Raw genomic sequence first — 19,902 nt, forward strand, 5'->3', positions numbered from 1 at the left:
GTTTAGAATTTGAAAGAAATTAAAACTCTTTTTCTCGGTAATAATTAATCATCAAATCAATAAACTTGCTATAGCTTTCCATTCCATCCTTTTGATTGTTTGTTTTTAAGAAATTATCATAAAGAAAATGAAAACCTTTGTCAATAAAAGTGTCATACTTCTTCCAGAAATCTTGACTTTCCTGATAGTTTTTTAAAATTCCGGGATGAACTGTTTTCTTTAGTTCATTAAAAATCTTTTCATTTTTAAATTTCCAGATTCCGAGACAGTATCGAAGAGCAAAACTATATCCAGAATACTGAAAATATAAATCTTCATTTTTAATGGAAGCTAAAACACCAATAAAATTGCATTCGTTTTCGCTGGCAAACCCAATTTGATGGGCCATTTCATGAGCGCTGGTAAGCGGAAAATTATACATTGGCAACAAATCATTAACCTGAGCCTCATTTGTAAAAGGATTTAAATAACCGCCAAAACCCATATAAGTTAGCGGTACACTGAAAAGTGATTTTTTTACGCTTAAAATTTCATATTTAAAAAATGAATGCTCTTTTTCTAAGTTATGATAGCCATTCAGATTCATTTGGAAAGTTTTTTCCTGAGAGTATGGGAAAATTACTTTTGAAGAATCGTTTTTTGTAATTTGAAATTGAACTTCATTCGTTTTAATAATTAATCTTTTGGTGAAAGCCAGTAGATCAGAATCAGTATATTCTCTTTTGATTTCCATTTTCTCAAAAAGAGGTTTTCGATAATAATTGAATGCCCAAAGAAGATGAAAGAAAAAATAGAAGACCGAAATCTTGCCTAATATGGTTAGAATATGATCTTTCCACGCCAGTTTCCATGTTTTATGAATTCTCCAAAACCAGCTTATAATGGAGATAATTAAAAAAGCGTACATAAAATCTCCAAAAGAAAAAGGAAGATGACCTAAAACACCTCTTGAAAAATGGGAAATTCTAACATATAAATTGTTGCTGTAAAATCCTTCGACAAAATCAGGAAAATAGCGTAAGATTTTTAAAAAGATAATTTGAAGAAGAAGAAATAAAGGTAAAATGTATTTTGATTTCACAGTAATTTTTTTGGATAGGTAAATATAAAAAGAAGTTAGCCACGAATTGCACGAATTTTTACTAATTGATTAATTAGATAGAACTTTGGAACCATTATAATTTGCGCTAATTTGTAAAATTCGTGGCAAAAAAGCGTTTAAACTTTGTAACTTTGAGGCTCTTAATTGTTAAACATCAAACAAAATATAATGAGTCAAGAAATTAGAAATCTCGAACCAAAGGCACTTTGGAATAAATTCGCAGATCTAAATGCAGTTCCTCGCCCTTCAAAAAAAGAAGAGCGTGTAATTGAGTTTATGAAAAACTTTGGAAACAGTTTGGGATTAGAAACTTTTGAAGATGAAATCAGAAATGTGATCATCAGAAAACCAGCTACTCCAGGAATGGAAAATAGAAAAGCAATCGTAATGCAGGGACACTTAGATATGGTGCACCAAAAAAATGCAGATACAGTTTTTGATTTTGATACGCAGGGAATTGATATGTATGTTGATGGTGACTGGGTTCGCGCGCGCGGTACAACGCTTGGAGCAGACAATGGGCTAGGAGTTGCTACAATAATGGCAATTCTGGAAAGTAAAGATATTCCGCACCCAGCAATCGAAGCTTTGTTTACAATTGACGAAGAAACCGGAATGACAGGGGCTTTAAACCTAAAAGGCGGTATTCTTCAAGGTCAGATTCTTTTAAATCTAGATACAGAAGAAGATGATGAAATTGATATCGGATGTGCGGGAGGAATTGATGTTACAGCAACAAGAGGTTACAATGTTGAGGAAGTTCCAGAAGGTTCTGTTGGCTACACAATTACTGTAAAAGGGCTGAACGGAGGACACTCTGGAATGGATATTCATAAAGGTTTAGGAAATGCTAATAAAATCATGAATCGTCTTCTTTTTGATGGTTTTGAAAATTTTGGATTGCAGGTTTCTGAAATCAACGGTGGAAGTTTACGAAATGCGATTCCGAGGGAAAGTGTTGCAAAAGTGATTATTTCTGAAATGTTTGATGAAGCGTATCTTTTTGATATGCAGGAAATCATCAATGATATAAAAGCAGAATTTAAAACTACAGAACCAAACCTTGAAATAGAAATCGTAAAAGGCGATCTTCCAGCAAACGTAATGGATTTAGGAGTTCAGGAAGGAATTATCCGCGCTATTTATGCCGCTCACAACGGCGTTTACAGAATGAGTGCTGATATGGATGATTTGGTTGAAACGTCTAATAATATTGCAAGAGTAATCATTAAAGACGGAGAAATCTCAGTGGGATGTTTGACACGTTCTTCTGTAGAATCTTCAAAATTTGATTTAGCAAATGCACTTCGCTCTACTTTTGAATTGGTGGGTTGTGAAGTTGAACTTTCGGGTTCTTACCCAGGTTGGACTCCAAATGTAAATTCTGAAATATTAGAAGTCTTAAAAGCGATTTATGAAAAACAAAACGGAGAACAACCAAAAGTAGTGGCTTGTCACGCAGGTTTAGAATGCGGGATTTTAGGAACAAACTACCCAGGAATGGATATGATTTCTTTCGGACCAACAATTCATGGAGCGCACTCTCCAGATGAAAGAGCAAGTATCTCTTCAGCTCAAAAATATTGGAAATTTGTTTTAGAAATTCTTTCTAATATACCGTTGAAGTAGTATTCAGTGATCAGTTTTTTTAGTGTTCAGTTACTTTGCGTTGAAATAAAACGTTATTATAAAAAAAAGAAAAGCGATCTATTTGATCGCTTTTCTTTTTTTTATAATTGAGTGTGAGAAGTTATTTAAGAATGCAGGAAACTGAATACTAAAAAACTGATCACTGAATACTTAAAATTAATTTCGTTTCAATACCTTATATTGTTCGTAGCAAGCGCTTATCGCATCCATAATCTGTAAATCGTTTGCCGTTTGGATAAACGAATCAGAATAGTTGCAGCGGTGCATAATTTCAGGAATTTCGTCTTTGCTTATTCCTAACAAAACAGCAACAGTTTCTCGATCATATTTAGACTCTAAGAGATTTCTAACCGTATCGTCTTTTTTCATTTCCTTCAGCTTCTTGAGTTCCTTTCCGTTTTTCCCAAAGAAATTATACAACATATCGGCGGGATTAAAAATAGATCCAAGAACTTTTCCAAAGGCATTTGGCGCATATTCTCCAGCTTCATAACCTTGTGTAAGTCCAGAAATACTGTAGCGGTAATTTTCTTTGGTAGGGATTAATTTAGAGTCAATTTCAAGATATCCTGTAAGGCTGAATGGTGCAATAACAACCTCTTCAAGAGCAATTGCCTTTTCAGTAAGCTGAATTCTCGTTACTTTATTCTTGATCCAGTCATTGGTAACTCGAATTCTTAAAGATTGAAATCCTAGAATAGAGAAGTGCAGGGTGTCATTAACCTGAACATCGATTTCAAAATATCCCTTTTCATCAGATTTTGCACCTCGAACTTTATTGGTGTTGATAATGTTTACACCAGAAAGAGGTTGTTTACTATCATCATTAATTACATAACCTGAAACTCTTTGCGGAACTGTTGATGGTGTTTCTTGTGCGAAACCCAAGTTGGCGAGAAGTGTAAAAAAGAAAACTGCGAAATATTTCATATCCTGATTTAAAGCACTAAAAGTAGTAAATCGGGATTAAATATCTTGTAGTCTTGGAATTTAATTATAAGAAAATTAACAAAGGCAGGAGTATTGCTTTTTTGAATTGCAAAACTCATTTAAAGAGAATGAAATTCTCATAAAAAAAATCCCAAGTTCCAGATATGTTTGGAATTTGGGATTTTATATTTAAGAAATTGAATTATTAATCTCTTCTTGATCTTCTTGGTCTTGAGCTGTCACCGAAGTTATCAGAACGTCTTGGTGCTCTATCAGAACCACCTTCGCTTCTTGGAGCAGAGCTTCTAAAACCGCCCTCTCTTCTTGGAGAAGATGAATTTCTGTCGCTTCTAAAACCACCTTCACGTGATCCTCCATCTCTTGAGCCAGAGTTTCTGTCGCTTCTAAAACCGCCTTCGCGTCTTGGAGCAAAGTTTCCTTCTCTTTTTGATCCAGAATCTCTTCTTCCGCCACGGTTATTATGGTCTCTTCTTCCGCCGCCGTCATTTTTAGAAATTTCAACATTAATACGACGTCCTTCTAATTGAACGTTGTTTAAAATATCCATTACTTTATCAGTATGTTGAGGATCAGTATTAAAGAAAGAGAAACCTTCTTTTACATCAACTTTAAATACGTCATCACGACCTAAGTCAAGAGTTTCTTTTAAGTAATCTTTTAATGACATCCAGTCAAAGTTATCTCTTGAACCGATGTTTACGAAATAACGAACAGCACCATTATTACTAAATTCTCTTCCTTCAGAATCACCTCTTTCTCTTCTTTCTCCTGAAGATTGAGTAGAGATATCTCTGTTCTTTTTGTAATAAGTAATGAAACGGTTAAACTCTACTGAAACCATTTTCTTAATCAATTCTTCTTTAGATAAATCTTCAAGAACATTGTTGATTGCTGGTAAATAGTTGTCAATTTCGTGATCTACCTCAGTATCTTTAATTTTGTTTGCTAAGTGTAATAACTGAATTTCGCAGATTTCGATTCCAGAAGGAATAGATTTTTCTTCGAATTTCTGTTTGATAATTCTTTCAATAGAAGAAATTTTACGCAATTCGCTTTTAGTAACGATTACGATAGAAGTTCCTAATTTTCCAGCTCTACCAGTTCTTCCAGAACGGTGGTTGTACGTTTCGATCTCATCAGGCAATTGGTAATTCACAACGTGCGTTACGTTGTCAACGTCAATACCACGTGCAGCAACGTCAGTAGCAACAAGCATTTGGATTTGTCTTCCACGGAAAGATTTCATAACCCCATCACGTTGTGCTTGAGATAAATCTCCGTGTAATGCAGCAGCGCTGTAACCATCTTCGATTAATTTCTCAGCGATAGCTTGTGTATCTCTTTTTGTACGACAGAAAACTACAGAGAAAATGTCTGGATTAGCATCTGCTAAACGTTTTAGAGCTTCGTAACGATCACGTGCATTCACCAAATAAAATTCGTGAGAAACTGTTGATGAACCTGAGTTTTTAGTACCTACAGTAATTTCTAATGGCTCGCTCATGAATTGTTTTGCAATTCTAGCAACCTCCTGCGGCATAGTTGCAGAGAACAACCATGTGCTTTTTTCGTCTGGAGTATCTGATAAGATAGATACGATGTCGTCATAGAATCCCATGTTTAACATTTCGTCAGCCTCATCAAGAACACAGTAATCTATGTTTTTAATGTTAACCAAACCTCTGTTAATCATGTCTTGCATTCTTCCAGGAGTTGCTACAATAATTTGTGCGCCCCTTTTTATTTCTCTTGCCTGCTCTGTAATACTAGCTCCTCCGTAAACTGCTACTACATTAATACCTTTTTCGTATTTAGAGTAGTTTTTAAGTTCGTTAGTAATCTGTAAACAAAGCTCGCGTGTTGGCGATAAAACTAATGCCTGTGTATTTCTGTTGTCAGCATCAATTTTTTGGATTAGCGGAAAACCGAAAGCTGCTGTTTTCCCTGTCCCTGTTTGAGCCAACGCAACCATATCTGTGTCTTTTTCCAATAATAGGGGAATCGCCTTTTCCTGTACCTCTGACGGATTTTCAAATCCTAGATCTAAAATCGCCTTCAGTAACGATTCATTCAATCCTAATTGTTCAAATTTGTTCATATGTATTTTTAAAATAGGGTGCAAAATTACTGTTAATTATTCACATAAACTAATGCTTATTTAAGAATTATGTATTTGTTAAAATTTGATTATCAAAAAGTTACACTTTTGGTAAAATCATTTTTTAAACGAAGTCAATAAATTCAACGAAAAAACCGTCGTGAAATCTAAAATTTACGACTTAAAATGTTGTATTTTAAACAATTATTTTGTGGTGCTCAGAAAATCAATTAGTTGCTGAACGGCTTTTCCGCGGTGTCCAATTTTATTTTTTGTCTCTAATGGCAGTTGGGCAAAGGTCTCGCTGTAATTTTCAGGTTGAAAAATCGGATCATATCCAAAACCATTTGTACCAGTTTTAGTTAACGTGATAGTACCTTTTGCAATCCCAGTAAATAAATGTTGTTTTTCTTTTAAGTTCAAAGTAATAACGGTCTTGAACTGTGCACTGCGATTTTCTTCGTTTTCTAAAGCTTTCAAAAGTTTATTCATATTATCATCAGCATTTTTTTGTTCGCCGGCATATCGTGCAGAATAAACCCCTGGTTCCCCGTTTAATGCATTTACTTCCAATCCCGTATCATCAGCAAAACAATCGTAACCGTATTTTTGAGTTACATAATCGGCTTTTAAAATTGCATTTCCTTCAATAGTATCTGCCGTTTCTGGAATGTCTTCATGACATCCAATCTCTTCCAGACTCAGGATTTTAATGCTTTCTGGAAGCATACTTTGAATTTCTGCAATTTTATTTTTGTTGTTTGATGCGAAAACGAGATTCATATTGATAGTATTTTAAAAATGATTTTTCAGTGAAAAAAGCAAATGCAATTCCGAAAGTGTAAGCAATAATATCTGACCATAAAAAACCTTGTCCGAGAACATATCTGCCGAAAAGTGTTTTTCTAAGAGTAATAATCCATTCTGCTTGATAGAGTTGTAAAAACTCAATACAATAACAAACAAAAAGAGAAAGTAGTATAACGAACAAAAAATTTTTTGAGGGAAAGAATATTCGAGCCAAAAAATAAATCATAACAGCGTACAGAAAATCACCCATCCATAAAGGAATAAAAGATATTTTTCTAGAAGTTATTCCAAGAATAATAACACTTAGAAAAGCTAAGAAATAATAGGCTCTGGATTTGTTCAAAATTGATTTTTGCTGTAACAATTGTACATTTTTGGTTAAACAAAAATACAAAGATTCCATTACATTTAGTTTATTTCCTAAATTTATCGGTTCAATTCATTAACTATCAAAATAACCGCATGAAGTCAAAATTTTTTACTTTGATTGCAGCTTTATTTCTTTTCGGAAATCAAAGTTATGCTCAAAAAAACAGTTCATTAAATATTAAAAAGCAATTAGAATATTGTGCAGCACAGGCTGAACAAACTTTAAAAGTGATTCCGAATGACGGAACTTCACCAAGAACAATTCCGAGCGGAAGTAAGGAATGGAAGTTTGTTGGTTATAAAGACTGGACGAGCGGATTTTGGCCAGGTGAACTTTGGTATTTGTATGAAGCAACAGGTGATAAAAAATGGGAAAAAGAAGCAGATAAATTTAGTCGTTTCTTAACACCTTTGTCAGTAAGTAAAGCCGGAGATCATGATTTAGGATTTCAGGTTTTTAATAGTTTCGGAAACGGATATCGTTTGACAAAAAATCCAGAATACAAAGAAATTATCTTAAAAACTGCCGATACTCTGGCCACACTTTTTAATCCGAAAGTGGGAACAATCCAATCTTGGCCTCATAACAAAATGGGCGGGCATAATACGATTATAGATAATATGATGAACTTAGAACTTTTGTTCTGGGCTTCAAAAAACGGAGGCAGTAAAGAGCTGTACGATATTGCTGTAAAACATGCCGAAACTACAATGGCAAATCATTTTAGACCAGATAATACTTCTTATCATGTTATTATTTACGATTATGAAACGGGTAAAAAGATAAAAGGCAGAACAGCGCAAGGTTACAGTGATGATAGTATGTGGGCGAGAGGTCAAGCGTGGGCGATATACGGTTTTACAATGACGTACAGAGAAACAAAAGATTCTAAATTTTTAGATTTTGCTCACAAATTAGCGCGAGTATATTTAGATAAATTAACAACAGAGGACTTAATTCCGTATTGGGATTTTAATGCACCAAATATTCCAAACGAACCAAGAGATGCCTCGGCAGCTGCAATTGTTTCTTCGGCTTTAATGGAATTAAGCGGTTATACAAAAGACAAAAAAATGAAGGAAGAATATTTGACAAAAGCTAAGAAAATGGTAACTTCGTTATCAGACCATTATCAGAGTCGTGACGTTAACTCGGCATTTTTACTGCATTCAACTGGTCATAAACCTGCCGGAAGCGAAATTGACTGCTCTATTAATTATGCTGATTATTACTATTTAGAAGCTCTTTTGAGGCTTCAGAAACTAAAATAAATTTAGAACTCATGAAAAAATTTAGCCGAATTCTATTTTGTGTCGCTTTTGCTGTGATGCTTATAAGTTGTAAAAATACGAAACAGAAACTGCAGGAATATGTAACTACTTATAATAGTAACGCAGCAGGTTTTAGTGCCAAAGATGTTACACTTACTACAGCCAGAGGTTACATTAATGATAATAAAATAGAATTGCGTTTTGAAACTAGTCTAGAACCAACAGATCAAAACAAAGCGGCTGCTGCGACATCATTTCCTGAATTATTGAAAACAATGATTCATAAAGATCAGATTCCGCAGGATTTAATCGTAGAAGGAGTTCGTTTTGATGTTTATTTTTTAGCGAATGATAATACAGTTTTAGATAAAGAAATTCTAGATAATGAATCGATTAAAGAATTTTTGAAGTAAAAAATATACTTTTAGTTTATTTTTATTCCTACATAATAGTAAGTCTTTTTAATTCTAAATTAGAGAGACTTTTTTTATGGTCATTACAATTTTAAGCAGAGGACCGCTTGTTTTTATTCTTACAAAACGAGGTCTTTTTTGGTATAATTAGTTTGTATTCAAATAATTATCCTTTTGTTTTTGATGGATTTTTATTGTTTTTATGTTCTAATTTTATTATGTTTGAGTTAAAAAGTAACTATAAAACCAAAAATTTATGAAAAAAATTACCCAAATCGCATTTGCTTTAGCATTTGCACTATTTTTAGTGAGCTGTAAAAATACAAAGCAAAAAATTCAAGAACATGTAAGTACCTACAACAATTCATCTTCTATTAAAGGGCACGGAATTACAAGTACAGCCGCCAAAGCCTTTTTAAATGACAATAAAATTGAAATTAGAATAGAAACCAATTTGGAAGAAAATGAAGCTAACATGGCAGCTTATAAAGAATCTTTTCCACAACTTTTACAGGAAATGATTAAGAATAATCAGATTTCTACAGAGTTAATTAACGAGGGAGTTTCTTTTGATGTTTACTTTTTAGCTTACAATAATGCTATTTTAGCACAGCAATTGGTAGATAAACAAGAATTAGCTGTTTTAGAAAAAGGCGGCGCAGTAGATAACAAAGAAACAGCAAAGCTTTAAGCCTATTGAGAAAAAATACACTTTTAGATAAAAAAACAAAGCCTCTTTATGTTCTAAAGAGGCTTTGTTTTTTTTATGAAAACTGAGTTACGTTTTTAAGATTATCTGGAAAATAACCATCAGATAAATGAGCAAATTCGTCTCCACGCATAAAGATGTTAATGTCAACTTCTGCAAAACTATTTTTTCCTGCAGCAGCTAATAATTCATTTGCAGCGTGTAGTGTATTTTTATGAAAATGATACACACGGTCGGATTTATCGGTAACAACCAAACCTTTCATCAGCATTTTGTTTTGCGTGGCAACTCCAGTCGGGCATTCATTATTATGGCAACGAAGCGCTTGAATGCAGCCAAGCGAAAACATAAATCCTCGTGCGCTGTTGCACATATCTGCGCCAAGTGCTACGGCATGTAAAATAGAATACCCAGAAATGATTTTACCGCTTCCAATAATTCGCATTTTATCGCGGATTCCTAAACGAACAAGTGTTTTATTAACGAAGATCAAAGCAGGTTCAAAAGGCATTCCTACACCATCGGCAAATTCTAAAGGAGCAGCGCCCGTTCCGCCTTCGGCACCGTCAACCGTAATAAAATCTGGATAGGTATCTTCTGCGATCATCTCTTGGCAGATTTCTTCAAATTCGGCCGTGTTACCAATACATAATTTAAATCCGATTGGTTTTCCGTTAGATAAATCGCGCAGTTGCTTAATGAAACGAATCAATCCTTTTGCATCCGAAAAAGCATGATGCCCTGGAGGCGAAAGAATCATCGTATGAGGAACAACACCTCTAATTTTTGCAATTTGCTCTGTGTTTTTAGCAGCGGGAAGCACACCTCCGTGTCCAGGTTTTGCACCTTGCGAAAGCTTAATTTCGATCATTTTTACGTTCGGAAGATTGGCCTTTTCAGAGAATTTTTCTGGACTAAAATTTCCTTCAGCATCTCGGCATCCAAAATATCCTGTTCCAATCTGCCAGGTAATATCGCCTCCTCCGGCAAGATGAAATTCAGTCAAACCGCCTTCGCCTGTATTTTGGTAGAAATTACCTTTTTTTGCACCTAGATTTATGGCACGAACGGCGTGTTCGCTTAAAGAACCAAAACTCATTGCCGAAACATTAAAAAGAGAAGCCGAGTAAGGTTGCTTACAATCTTTTCCGCCCACGATAACACGCGGTAATTCTTCGTTTACTTTTGCTGGAAAAATAGAATGTTTAATTCCTTCGTAACTATCATTATTAAGATTTAATTGCGTTCCAAAAGGCGTACTTGAATCAATATTTTTAGCTCTTTGATATACTAAAGAGCGCTGATTTCTAGAAAAAGGTTTTCCGTCAGTAGATCTTTCAATAAAATACTGCTGAATTTCTGGTGCGATCATTTCAAATAAATATCTGAAATAACCCAAAACCGGAAAGTTTCGTAAAATGGCATGTTTGGTTTGAATAGCGTTGTAAACTCCAACTATTAATAATATAGGTAATAGTACAAGGAGTAAAAGACCAACTTTGAACTGGTAATAAATTGCGGCAACAATTAGAAACAATAAGAATCCGTAAATAAAGAATTTTTTTCTCATGTTTTTAAAAAATTAAAAGGTAATAAATGTGATAATTAGTTGAATCTTAAACGTACGTAAACGTGTTTGATTCCTTTTTTGTCTGATTCTCTTTCGTCAATTTCGAGAATATCGGTTAGTGATTTCAGCATCGGAGTAAGTTTAGAAAAACCATAATTTCGAGGGTCAAATTCAGGTTTTTTCTTCACAATAAGATTTCCGACATCACCGAGAAATGCCCATCCATCGTCATCTTCAATATCAGTAATAGTGTCTTCTATAAGTTCAATAGTTTGTTTGTCTATTTTGTGAAGTGCTTTGTCAGAAGGTTTTTCTACAGGTTTTTTAACATCAGTAATAGTTTTGGTTTTCTTTTTCTGAATTGCGCCATCCAAAACCTCAATGTAAATAAATCTGTCACAGGCAGCAATAAACGAATTTGGTGTTTTCTTTTCTCCAATTCCGATCACTTTCATTCCCGATTCACGTAGTCTTACAGCAAGTCTCGTAAAATCGCTGTCGCTGGAAACAATGCAGAAACCGTCTAATTTACCCGAATAAAGCAAATCCATAGCATCGATAATCAAAGCAGAATCTGAAGAATTTTTTCCAACTGTATAACTGTATTGCTGAATAGGAGTAATGGCATGTTCCAGCAAAACACCTTTCCAGCCGTTTGCATTGGGTTTAGTCCAATCTGCATAAATGCGTTTGGTTGTTGGAGTTCCTAATTTGGCTATTTCCTCCATCATACCTTTTACGTTGCTGTACGGAACATTATCAGCATCGATAAGAACAGCCAGTTTTAGATCTTTTGTGTTATTTAAAGGCATTTTTGTGTGTTTACAAAATTATCATCTATCAAAGATAAAACTAAAATAGAATAAAATCCGAGTTCGACTTTTAATAAATCCCTAAATTATTATGGTTATAAATAAGAAAAACATTTCAAAAAAAATAATTAAAGATAATTTTGTCTTTTATTGTAGTTTTGAATACATTTGTATAAAAATAATTGATCTATTATGTTTTCAAAGGCGTGTGAGTACGGAATTAGAGCTTCCATTTTTATTGCTTCCAAATCCGCAAAAGGGATTAGGGTTGGAATAAAAGATGTTGCCAAAGAAATTGATTCGCCTGAGCCTTTTACGGCCAAGATTATGCAGATTTTAACCAAGAATAAAATTATTCATTCGGCAAAAGGCGTCGGCGGCGGTTTTGAAGTTTCTAATGAAATTCAAAAATCAATAAAACTCATTCAAATTGTAGACGCTATAGACGGTGACAGAATTTATAAGGGCTGTGGAATCGGACTTAAGGAATGCTCAGAAGAACATCCTTGCCCTGTTCATGATGATTTTAAAAAAATTCGCGGTCTTTTGTTCGAAATGCTCACACAGACAACATTAGAACAACTTGCATCTGGCGTAAAATCGGGAGATTTCTTTTTAAAAACCTTAAATACAAATAATTAATATTATAAATACTTAAAAATGAACACAAAAACCAAGTTCTCAATAATGATCCTTATGGGATTTTTAGCAGTAACATCTTGCGGAAAAAAAGAAACAGCTCCAACTGACCAGACAGAAACTACCGAAACTTCTACAGAAGGAGAGGCGGCGCCTGTAACGCAAACAGGAGAAGAAAATGTTTTGGTTATTGAAGGAAATGACCAAATGCAGTTTAATACCAACGAATTAAAAGCAACAGCTGGAAAACCAATCAAATTGACTTTAAAACATGTTGGAAAAATTCCTAAAGAAGCAATGGGACATAATTTAGTGATTTTGCAAGAAGGAACAGATCAAGGTGCTTTTGCGTTAAAAGCCAATGATGCCAAAGCAACAGATTATATTCCAGAATCTGAAAAAGCTTCAATTATCGCGCATACTAAATTATTAGGAGGCGGAGAAGAAGATACTATCGAATTTACAATTGATAAAAAAGGATCATATCCGTTTATCTGCTCTTTCCCTGGCCACGTGGCTATGATGAAAGGAGTATTAGTTGTAGAATAAATAACAAACTCTAAATCCTTAAAAAAGATTTGGAGTTTTTTTAAAAACAAATAAAAGATAAAAATGTCTTTTATTGAAATATCAATTAAAACAAATTATCATGGAAAATTTAAAAAACAAAACAATTGGGTCTTTTGTGGCTCAAGATTATAGAACAGCGGCAGTATTTTCTAAATATAAAATTGATTTTTGCTGTAAAGGAAACAGAACGGTTACAGAAGTCTGCGATAAGCAAGATATAAATGCTGATATGCTTTTAGAAAATGTTTATGAGGTTTTAAACTCGGAAAATAACGGAAATATTGATTTTAATTCCTGGCCGTTAGATCTAATGGTAGATTATATTGAAAAAACGCATCATAAATATGTAGAAGAAAAAACAAATGTATTACTTCCGTTTTTAGATAAATTATGTAAAGTTCACGGAGCGGGCCATCCTGAATTATTCAGAATCAATGAATTGTTTATTGATTGCGCTGGCGAATTATCGCAGCACATGAAAAAAGAAGAACTGATATTGTTTCCATTTGTGAAAAGAATGGTAAAAACTAAAGATGCTGACGGAATTTTATCGCAGCCTTCTTTTGGAACTGTTTCAAATCCAATCGCGATGATGATGCATGAGCATGATAACGAAGGAGATCGGTTTAGAGAAATTGCTGCATTGACAAATAATTATACGCCGCCGGCAGATGCTTGTACAACATACAGGGTAACTTTTGCTATGTTGAAAGAATTTGAAGAAGATCTGCATAAACACATTCATTTGGAAAATAATATCTTATTTCCAAAAGCAGTTCTTTTAGAAAAAGATTTTGCTGAAGTAGAATAAAGGGTAATTTTAATAATTCGAAAACGCCGATAAAATGTCTAAACATGATAATTATCGGTGTTTTTGATTTCAAGAAATCTTATTTTTAACAGATTGAAATCAAGATTAAACATATAGGAACATAGCTATTTTTATTAATGCAAGTGAAACGCCTTTTTGCGATTACACAATCTATGTTTCTAAATAAAATTTATTCATTTATGAATTCACAAAAAACATGGATTATCTGCTGTTTTTTTAATTTCCTGATTGCTTGTCTTTTTGGGCTGTTAATGCGATTCATGTATCTGTTTCCTATTGATGTTTTAAATTACAGTTTTCTGCTTCATGCGCATTCGCACACCGCAATGTTAGGCTGGGTGTATTTAATGATTTATGTATTAATTGTATATTTTTTTATTCCAAAAGAAAAAAGCCAGAAACCAATCTACAATCGGTTATTTTGGCTGACAGAGTTTTCGGTTATCGGAATGATGATTTCTTTTCCCGTTCAAGGTTACGCATTGTTTTCGATTGTGTTTTCGACCATGCATATTTTACTGAGTTATGTTTTTTGTAGTTTGGTTTGGAAGGATAGTCTAAGAGATAAATCTCCAGCGCATCGACTTTTATTGGTTTCTCTTTTGTTTATGGTTTTGTCGACTTTTGGCGTTTGGTGTCTAGGACCAGCTGTAAGTACATTGGGTAAACAAAGTGTTTTTTATCAATCTGCTATTCAGTTTTTTCTTCATTTTCAATTTAATGGCTGGTTTATATTGGCAGTTTTAGCTTTGTTTTTAAAGCAGTTTCAAGAAAAAATCGCTCCAATAAAGTTTAAAAAGTGCTATTTACTTTTAATTTTTTCGACATTGCTGACAGTTTGTTTTCCGATTCGGTTGTTTGTCGAAAGAGACTTTTTAAGTTATATAAATACTCTTGGGGTTTTGATGCAATTTGCGGGCTTTATGTATTTCTATAAAATGCTGCAGCCTCAAATAAGCAGTTTCAAAAAACAATTAAATTCAACAACCCAATTGGTTTACGGTTTGTCAGTATGTTCTTTATTTTTGAAAATCGCAATTCAGTTGATAACGATTTTCCCAAATATTGGACTTGTTTCGCATCAAATCCGAAATTTTGTCATCGGATTTATTCATTTAACTACTTTAGGAATTATTACGGGCTTTATATTAGGAATATTGCTTCAGAATAAAATGCTTTGTGCAAGATCTTCTGCAGTAAAAAGCGGTATAAAATGTTTTGTATTAGGATATATATTAACTGAAATACTTTTGTTTCTTCAAGGAATTTATTTCTATTCAACAGGACAAACCATCATTATGTATTATCAAAATATAATATTAAGCAGTATAATTATGGTTTTTGGTTTAGTTTTTATTTTAATTTCACTTTTAAAATCAAGTTTTAACAAGTTTGATATCTTATAATTTCAAATAAAAAAGGCATATTCCTGTTTTTAATTGATTTTCAGAATATTTTTTGAATAAAAATAAAAGACAAAACTATTCCTTTACATAATTATGATTATTTTTGCTCGCGGTTTACATTAAAATTATTACTACACTATATATTATGGTAAAAGATTTATTCGAAAGAATTCAAGAAAATAAAGGACCTTTAGGGAAATGGGCTTCTCAAGCTGAGGGATATTATGTTTTCCCAAAATTAGAAGGTGAATTAGGTCCTAGAATGCAATTTCATGGAAAAAACATCCTTAACTGGAGTTTGAATGACTATTTAGGTTTGGCAAATCACCCAGAAGTACGTAAAGCAGATACAGAGGCGGCAGCACAATTTGGTGCAGCTTACCCAATGGGAGCTCGTATGATGTCTGGACATACTACTTACCACGAGCAGTTAGAAAATGAATTGGCTTCTTTTGTAATGAAAGAATCTGCTTACTTATTGAATTTTGGATACCAAGGAATGGTTTCTATCATTGATGCGTTAGTAACTAAAAATGATATTATCGTTTACGATGTTGATTCTCATGCTTGTATTATTGATGGTGTGCGTCTTCACATGGGAAAACGTTTTACCTACAAGCATAATGACCTTGAAAGTATGGAGAAAAACCTTCAGAGAGCTACAAAAATGGCTGAAGAAACTGGAGGCGGAATCTTATTTATTACTGAAGGTGTTTTCGGAATGCGTGGTCAGCAAGGTAAATTGAAAGAAATTGCTGCTTTAAAGAAAAAATACAACTTTAGATTATTAGTTGATGATGCACACGGTTTTGGTACTCTTGGTAAAACAGGAGCTGGAGCAGGTGAGGAGCAGGGAGTTCAAGACGAAATTGATGTTTACTTCTCTACGTTTGCAAAATCAATGGCTAATATCGGAGCTTTCGTAGCGGCAGATAAATCAGTTATTGATTATTTAAAATACAATTTACGTTCTCAAATGTTCGCAAAAGCGTTACCAATGATTCAGACAATTGGATCTTTGAAACGTTTAGAATTGCTTCGTAATTCTTCTGAAATTAAAGATAAACTTTGGGAGAACGTAAATGCATTACAAAGCGGCTTAAAAGAAAAAGGTTTCAATATCGGTGATACTAACACTTGTATTACTCCAGTTTACTTAGAAGGAAGTATTCCAGAAGCGATGGTAATGGTAAACGATCTAAGAGAAAATTACGGTATTTTCCTTTCTATTGTAGTTTATCCAGTAATTCCAAAAGGAATTATCTTGTTGAGAATGATCCCGACTGCTTCTCATACATTAGAAGATATCAAAGAAACTTTAACAGCTTTTGAAGCAATCCGTGAAAAATTAGTAAACGGAACTTACAAAGAAATCGCTGAAAAAACTACAGTTGACGTTTCTTAACTTCATATAAAATAGTTTTTCTCCTTTGTGGGAATTATATAAAAGAATCCATTTGTTATACGAATGGATTTTTTTTATTTGAAGTAAATTTATAATTCGAAAACACTAAAACTAAAGGATTATGAAAAAAGTATTCGCACTAACGATAATGATTTTGGCTGCCATGACAGCCTGTAAAAAACAAGATCCGGTGACAGGAGAAATTGCTCCAAGCGCACCTAAAGAAGCAACAATTGTTGAACCATCTGGAAAACAATGTTATAGTTATTCAGGCAATAATGATTTTGTCGATTTAAGCTTCAATGTAAACTCGCATCAAGAAGTAAATGGAACGCTGAGCTACAACTATTCTGAAAAAGATAAAAACGAAGGAATTTTGGTTGGAAACATGAAAGGAGATACGCTTATTGCCGAATATACTTTTACATCTGAAGGAGTTTCTTCTGTTCGTGAAGTAGCTTTTCTAAACAGAGACGCTACGTTTATAGAAGGCTACGGAGAAACTGTAGAAGCCAATAATAAAATTACTTTTAAAGATAAATCGAAATTAAAATTCGATCAAAAAAATGTGCTTAGCAAAGTAGATTGTAAATAAGTAAGAATAGATTATAATGGAAAAATCCATTCGTTTTGGGGGCGAATGGATTTTTTTTTATTTTTTAGTTAAGGGTTAGATATAAATAAACTCATAACTCATAACACTCTCGCTTAAAGATTCTTTAAATACGTTTTTCTTTGGCAGTGAATTGTTGGATCAAAGTTTTTCCAAAGTAAATGAATCGCATTGTTTTCTAATAATTCTGGAGTTCTAATACAAGTCTGAATTCCTTTTGCAGAAAAAGTCTTGTAATATTCGTCAAAAATAATCGCAGTAACACCTTTATTTTGATATTCAGGATGTACTCCAATCAGGTAGAAAACAACATCTTTACTGTGTTTTCTTGCTTTTAAAAGATGTAGAAATCCAAACGGAAATAATTTTCCTCTTATTTTTTGTAAAGCTTCCGTAAAACTTGGCATTACAATACTAAAAGCAATCAGTTTATCATCTTTATCGACTACAAATTTGATGTATTCTGGATTGATAAAACTGATATATTTTTTCTTAAAGTATTCTTTTTGAACATCAGAAATAGCAACGAATGAAGCCAGTTTTTCATAAGATTCATTAAACAAATCGAACATTTTGTCTACATGAGGCATAATGTCTTTTGTTTTGGTAAAAGTCAAAGATCTTAATTCGTAACGTTTTTTTATCAAAGCCTGAGCTTTTTGAAAAAACTCCGGTTTTACGTTAGAAAAAGGAAATATACTTTCGATATATTGCTTTTCAACTTGGAAGCCTAACTGTTCCAAATGCGTTACATAATAAGGATGATTGTACCATGTAATCATAGTTCCAACTTGATCATAACCTTCTGTAAGCAAGCCTACTTTGTCTAAGTTTGAGAATCCCATCGGACCTTCTGCGTGCTCAAGATTGTGTTTTCTTCCTAATTCAAAAACTTTTTCTAACAACGCTTTAGTAACCTCAATATCATCAATTACATCAAACCATCCAAAACGCACTTTTCTTTTATGTTGATTATTTACTTCAGACCAATTGATGATTGCCGTAATGCGTCCGACTACTTTATTGTCTTTGTAAGCCATATAGAAATACGCCTCGGCATTATCAAAAGCAGGATTTTTTGTTTTATCAAAAGACTCTAACTCGTCTGAAATAATAGGCGGTACCCAATATGGATTACCTTCGTACAGAGAGAAAGGGAATTTGATATATTCAGTTAATTCTTTTTTGCTTTTGGCTTCTTTAATTGTAATCATTAAATAGGTATTTGCTCTTAGATTAGAGATATTTGATTGTTTGTATTATTCGTATTTAGCTTTACGTTTTCTTTCTTTTTCCTGATAATCAGTTGGCTTTTTGTTATCATCATTCTTTTTAGCTCTTTCTTTGTTCTTGTACTCAATCACTTTCTCTTTGTACCATTTGTCGTAACGCCAAGAAAATCCAACTCCACCATATAAAACAGAAGGAGTATTCTTAAAATTAGTACTTACAGAAGCATCAACCTGCATGTTTGGTGATAAAAGAAAGGCTGCACCGCCGCGCACAATTGCATCGCTGTAAAAATCGCTTTTAAATCCTTGGTTTTCTACAAAACCAGACCATCTGTCATTGAATCCGTGTGTTAATGTTAAAATATAGCCATAGCTAGGATAATCTGTAGAGATATAATCAGCAATAAAATTGGTTACAAAAACCCATGATCCTCCTCCTAGTAAGTTTTGTGTTATTACAGAGACTTTTGGAGAAACAGCGCCGTCTCGAGAAAAATAATACGGATTGTCAGCTCCAACAAAATTGGCCCCAGCATAAACTGAAACCGCAGGGATCAATTCGCGCCACTGAAAATTACGATTGGCTTTATAACTGTAGATATTTACTTCTCTTTTGTAATTTTTATAAGGATCATAAATAAGATATTTAGCTCCTAAAGTAGTTTGTTTGAAATTGTTTTTTTTGTAGCTGGTATAAGGCGTGTCAAAGTTTTCCATTTGATATTGAAGATCAAGAGAAAATTCCAGCTGCTCAAGAAAAGCGCCGTATCTAATGCTTAAATCGGTACCAAAACCAGTAGCGTCATAATCTAGCAAATTGTGTTTTTCTTTAATGCCGTAAACACCGATTTCACCTTGAATGACCGTTTTTCCAACTGCATACGCAGACATGCTTTTTCCGGGGCGGTTAGAATTAATAACGTCAGTATATTGCGCAAAAAACAGTTGTGGAATAAAAAAAAGTACCGGGGCAAGTAAGTTTTTAATTTTGAACATAAATTTTTTTTTGGGTTAAAAAGTAATAACGCATTTCAAATGTACATATTTTATTATTTATTTAAGATTGATATTTTATTTTTAAAGAACGGATTTATTAATTTTGGAAAAAATTATATAATTATGCAAGAAGCATCAATGTCAGGTTTAAGATGGATATTAGGTATTATTGCCTTTTATTATATTTTCAAATTTTTAGCCAGAATCTTTTTGCCAGTTTTGGTAAAAAAAGCGGTTGAGAATGCAAGTGAAAATTTTCAGAGACAACAACAGCAATATCAACAAAACTATAATCAAGCAAATTCTTGGCAGAATACGCAGACCAATAATAATGATGAAATAATCATTAATACAGCAAATGCTAAAAAACCGCGTGAGACCAAGAAAATTGGAGATTATGTTGATTACGAAGAAATAGATTAGATTTGCATCCTGAAAATATAGGATTCATTT

General features: G+C 33.3%; 20 protein-coding genes. 11 read left to right on the forward strand and 9 right to left on the reverse strand.

What is annotated here, in order from left to right; translation table 11 throughout:
- Positions 1-19: 19 nt before the first annotated feature.
- Positions 20-1,081 carry a DUF3810 domain-containing protein gene (locus ACFSC2_RS19410; protein ID WP_379813897.1) on the reverse strand — a complete coding sequence of 354 codons (1,062 nt, stop codon included), beginning with the start codon at positions 1,079-1,081 and terminating at the stop codon, positions 20-22.
- 189 nt (positions 1,082-1,270) lie between these two features.
- Between ACFSC2_RS19410 and ACFSC2_RS19415 the strand changes: the two genes are divergently transcribed.
- Positions 1,271-2,731, forward strand: a complete 1,461-nt coding sequence (locus ACFSC2_RS19415) for an aminoacyl-histidine dipeptidase (protein WP_379813896.1) — start codon at positions 1,271-1,273, stop codon at positions 2,729-2,731.
- A 177-nt stretch (positions 2,732-2,908) separates the two neighbouring features.
- Here ACFSC2_RS19415 and ACFSC2_RS19420 read toward each other — a convergent pair whose 3' ends face one another.
- From ACFSC2_RS19420 to ACFSC2_RS19435, 4 genes are all read right to left on the reverse strand, one after another.
- Positions 2,909-3,682 carry a carboxypeptidase-like regulatory domain-containing protein gene (locus ACFSC2_RS19420; RefSeq protein WP_379813895.1) on the reverse strand — a complete coding sequence of 258 codons (774 nt, stop codon included), beginning with the start codon at positions 3,680-3,682 and terminating at the stop codon, positions 2,909-2,911.
- Positions 3,683-3,887: 205 nt separating this feature from the next.
- Entirely contained in the window at positions 3,888-5,801 is a 1,914-nt protein-coding gene (locus tag ACFSC2_RS19425; protein WP_379813894.1) for a DEAD/DEAH box helicase, read from the reverse strand.
- A 204-nt stretch (positions 5,802-6,005) separates the two neighbouring features.
- Entirely contained in the window at positions 6,006-6,584 is a 579-nt protein-coding gene (locus ACFSC2_RS19430; RefSeq protein WP_379813893.1) for a non-canonical purine NTP diphosphatase, read from the reverse strand.
- Positions 6,550-7,014: a ribosomal maturation YjgA family protein gene (locus tag ACFSC2_RS19435; RefSeq protein WP_379813892.1), complete on the reverse strand. Its 465-nt coding sequence runs from the start codon at positions 7,012-7,014 to the stop codon at positions 6,550-6,552. Before ACFSC2_RS19435 ends, ACFSC2_RS19430 begins: the two co-directional genes overlap by 35 nt.
- Positions 7,015-7,073: 59 nt before the next feature.
- On the opposite strand from ACFSC2_RS19435, the gene ACFSC2_RS19440 reads away from it, so the two are divergent.
- The 3 genes from ACFSC2_RS19440 (at position 7,074) to ACFSC2_RS19450 (ending at position 9,356) form a co-directional block, all read left to right on the forward strand.
- Positions 7,074-8,252, forward strand: a complete 1,179-nt coding sequence (locus ACFSC2_RS19440; RefSeq protein WP_379813891.1) for a glycoside hydrolase family 88 protein — start codon at positions 7,074-7,076, stop codon at positions 8,250-8,252.
- An 11-nt stretch (positions 8,253-8,263) separates the two neighbouring features.
- Positions 8,264-8,665 (forward strand): hypothetical protein, encoded by a 402-nt coding sequence (locus ACFSC2_RS19445; RefSeq protein ID WP_379813890.1) that lies wholly within the window; start codon positions 8,264-8,266, stop codon positions 8,663-8,665.
- A gap of 256 nt (positions 8,666-8,921) precedes the next feature.
- A complete protein-coding gene (locus ACFSC2_RS19450; RefSeq protein WP_379813888.1) occupies positions 8,922-9,356 on the forward strand; it encodes a hypothetical protein in 435 nt (144 codons plus the stop codon).
- Positions 9,357-9,429: 73 nt separating this feature from the next.
- Here ACFSC2_RS19450 and ACFSC2_RS19455 read toward each other — a convergent pair whose 3' ends face one another.
- Both ACFSC2_RS19455 and ACFSC2_RS19460 read right to left on the reverse strand, forming a co-directional pair.
- The gene (locus tag ACFSC2_RS19455) at positions 9,430-10,944 is read right to left on the reverse strand and encodes an FMN-binding glutamate synthase family protein (RefSeq protein ID WP_379813887.1); all 1,515 of its coding nucleotides are present in this window, start codon (positions 10,942-10,944) and stop codon (positions 9,430-9,432) included.
- 35 nt (positions 10,945-10,979) lie between these two features.
- Complete coding sequence (locus ACFSC2_RS19460) at positions 10,980-11,756, reverse strand: NYN domain-containing protein (RefSeq protein WP_379813886.1); 777 nt, start codon at positions 11,754-11,756, stop codon at positions 10,980-10,982.
- 192 nt (positions 11,757-11,948) lie between these two features.
- Here ACFSC2_RS19460 and ACFSC2_RS19465 point away from each other — a divergent pair, with 192 nt between their 5' ends.
- The 6 genes from ACFSC2_RS19465 (at position 11,949) to ACFSC2_RS19490 (ending at position 17,203) form a co-directional block, all read left to right on the forward strand.
- Positions 11,949-12,398: an RrF2 family transcriptional regulator gene (locus tag ACFSC2_RS19465; RefSeq protein ID WP_379813885.1), complete on the forward strand. Its 450-nt coding sequence runs from the start codon at positions 11,949-11,951 to the stop codon at positions 12,396-12,398.
- A gap of 18 nt (positions 12,399-12,416) precedes the next feature.
- The gene (azu, locus tag ACFSC2_RS19470; RefSeq protein WP_379813884.1) at positions 12,417-12,944 is read left to right on the forward strand and encodes an azurin; all 528 of its coding nucleotides are present in this window, start codon (positions 12,417-12,419) and stop codon (positions 12,942-12,944) included.
- 100 nt (positions 12,945-13,044) lie between these two features.
- Positions 13,045-13,776: an iron-sulfur cluster repair di-iron protein gene (ric, locus tag ACFSC2_RS19475; protein ID WP_379813883.1), complete on the forward strand. Its 732-nt coding sequence runs from the start codon at positions 13,045-13,047 to the stop codon at positions 13,774-13,776.
- 200 nt (positions 13,777-13,976) lie between these two features.
- Positions 13,977-15,203, forward strand: coding sequence for a hypothetical protein (locus ACFSC2_RS19480; RefSeq protein ID WP_379813881.1), 1,227 nt, complete (start codon positions 13,977-13,979; stop codon positions 15,201-15,203).
- 145 nt (positions 15,204-15,348) lie between these two features.
- The gene (locus ACFSC2_RS19485) at positions 15,349-16,608 is read left to right on the forward strand and encodes an aminotransferase class I/II-fold pyridoxal phosphate-dependent enzyme (protein WP_379813879.1); all 1,260 of its coding nucleotides are present in this window, start codon (positions 15,349-15,351) and stop codon (positions 16,606-16,608) included.
- A 121-nt stretch (positions 16,609-16,729) separates the two neighbouring features.
- Positions 16,730-17,203 carry a hypothetical protein gene (locus tag ACFSC2_RS19490; protein WP_379813877.1) on the forward strand — a complete coding sequence of 158 codons (474 nt, stop codon included), beginning with the start codon at positions 16,730-16,732 and terminating at the stop codon, positions 17,201-17,203.
- A 113-nt stretch (positions 17,204-17,316) separates the two neighbouring features.
- On the opposite strand, the gene ACFSC2_RS19495 is transcribed toward ACFSC2_RS19490, so the two are convergent.
- Both ACFSC2_RS19495 and ACFSC2_RS19500 read right to left on the reverse strand, forming a co-directional pair.
- A complete protein-coding gene (locus tag ACFSC2_RS19495) occupies positions 17,317-18,435 on the reverse strand; it encodes a GTP cyclohydrolase (RefSeq protein WP_379813876.1) in 1,119 nt (372 codons plus the stop codon).
- A 45-nt stretch (positions 18,436-18,480) separates the two neighbouring features.
- Complete coding sequence (locus ACFSC2_RS19500) at positions 18,481-19,449, reverse strand: transporter (protein ID WP_379813875.1); 969 nt, start codon at positions 19,447-19,449, stop codon at positions 18,481-18,483.
- A gap of 123 nt (positions 19,450-19,572) precedes the next feature.
- Here ACFSC2_RS19500 and ACFSC2_RS19505 point away from each other — a divergent pair, with 123 nt between their 5' ends.
- Positions 19,573-19,872: a DUF4834 family protein gene (locus ACFSC2_RS19505; protein ID WP_379813873.1), complete on the forward strand. Its 300-nt coding sequence runs from the start codon at positions 19,573-19,575 to the stop codon at positions 19,870-19,872.
- Positions 19,873-19,902: the final 30 nt, after the last annotated feature.

Origin of the sequence: Flavobacterium artemisiae (assembly GCF_042678225.1) — a bacterium.
Lineage (GTDB): Bacteria > Bacteroidota > Bacteroidia > Flavobacteriales > Flavobacteriaceae > Flavobacterium > Flavobacterium artemisiae.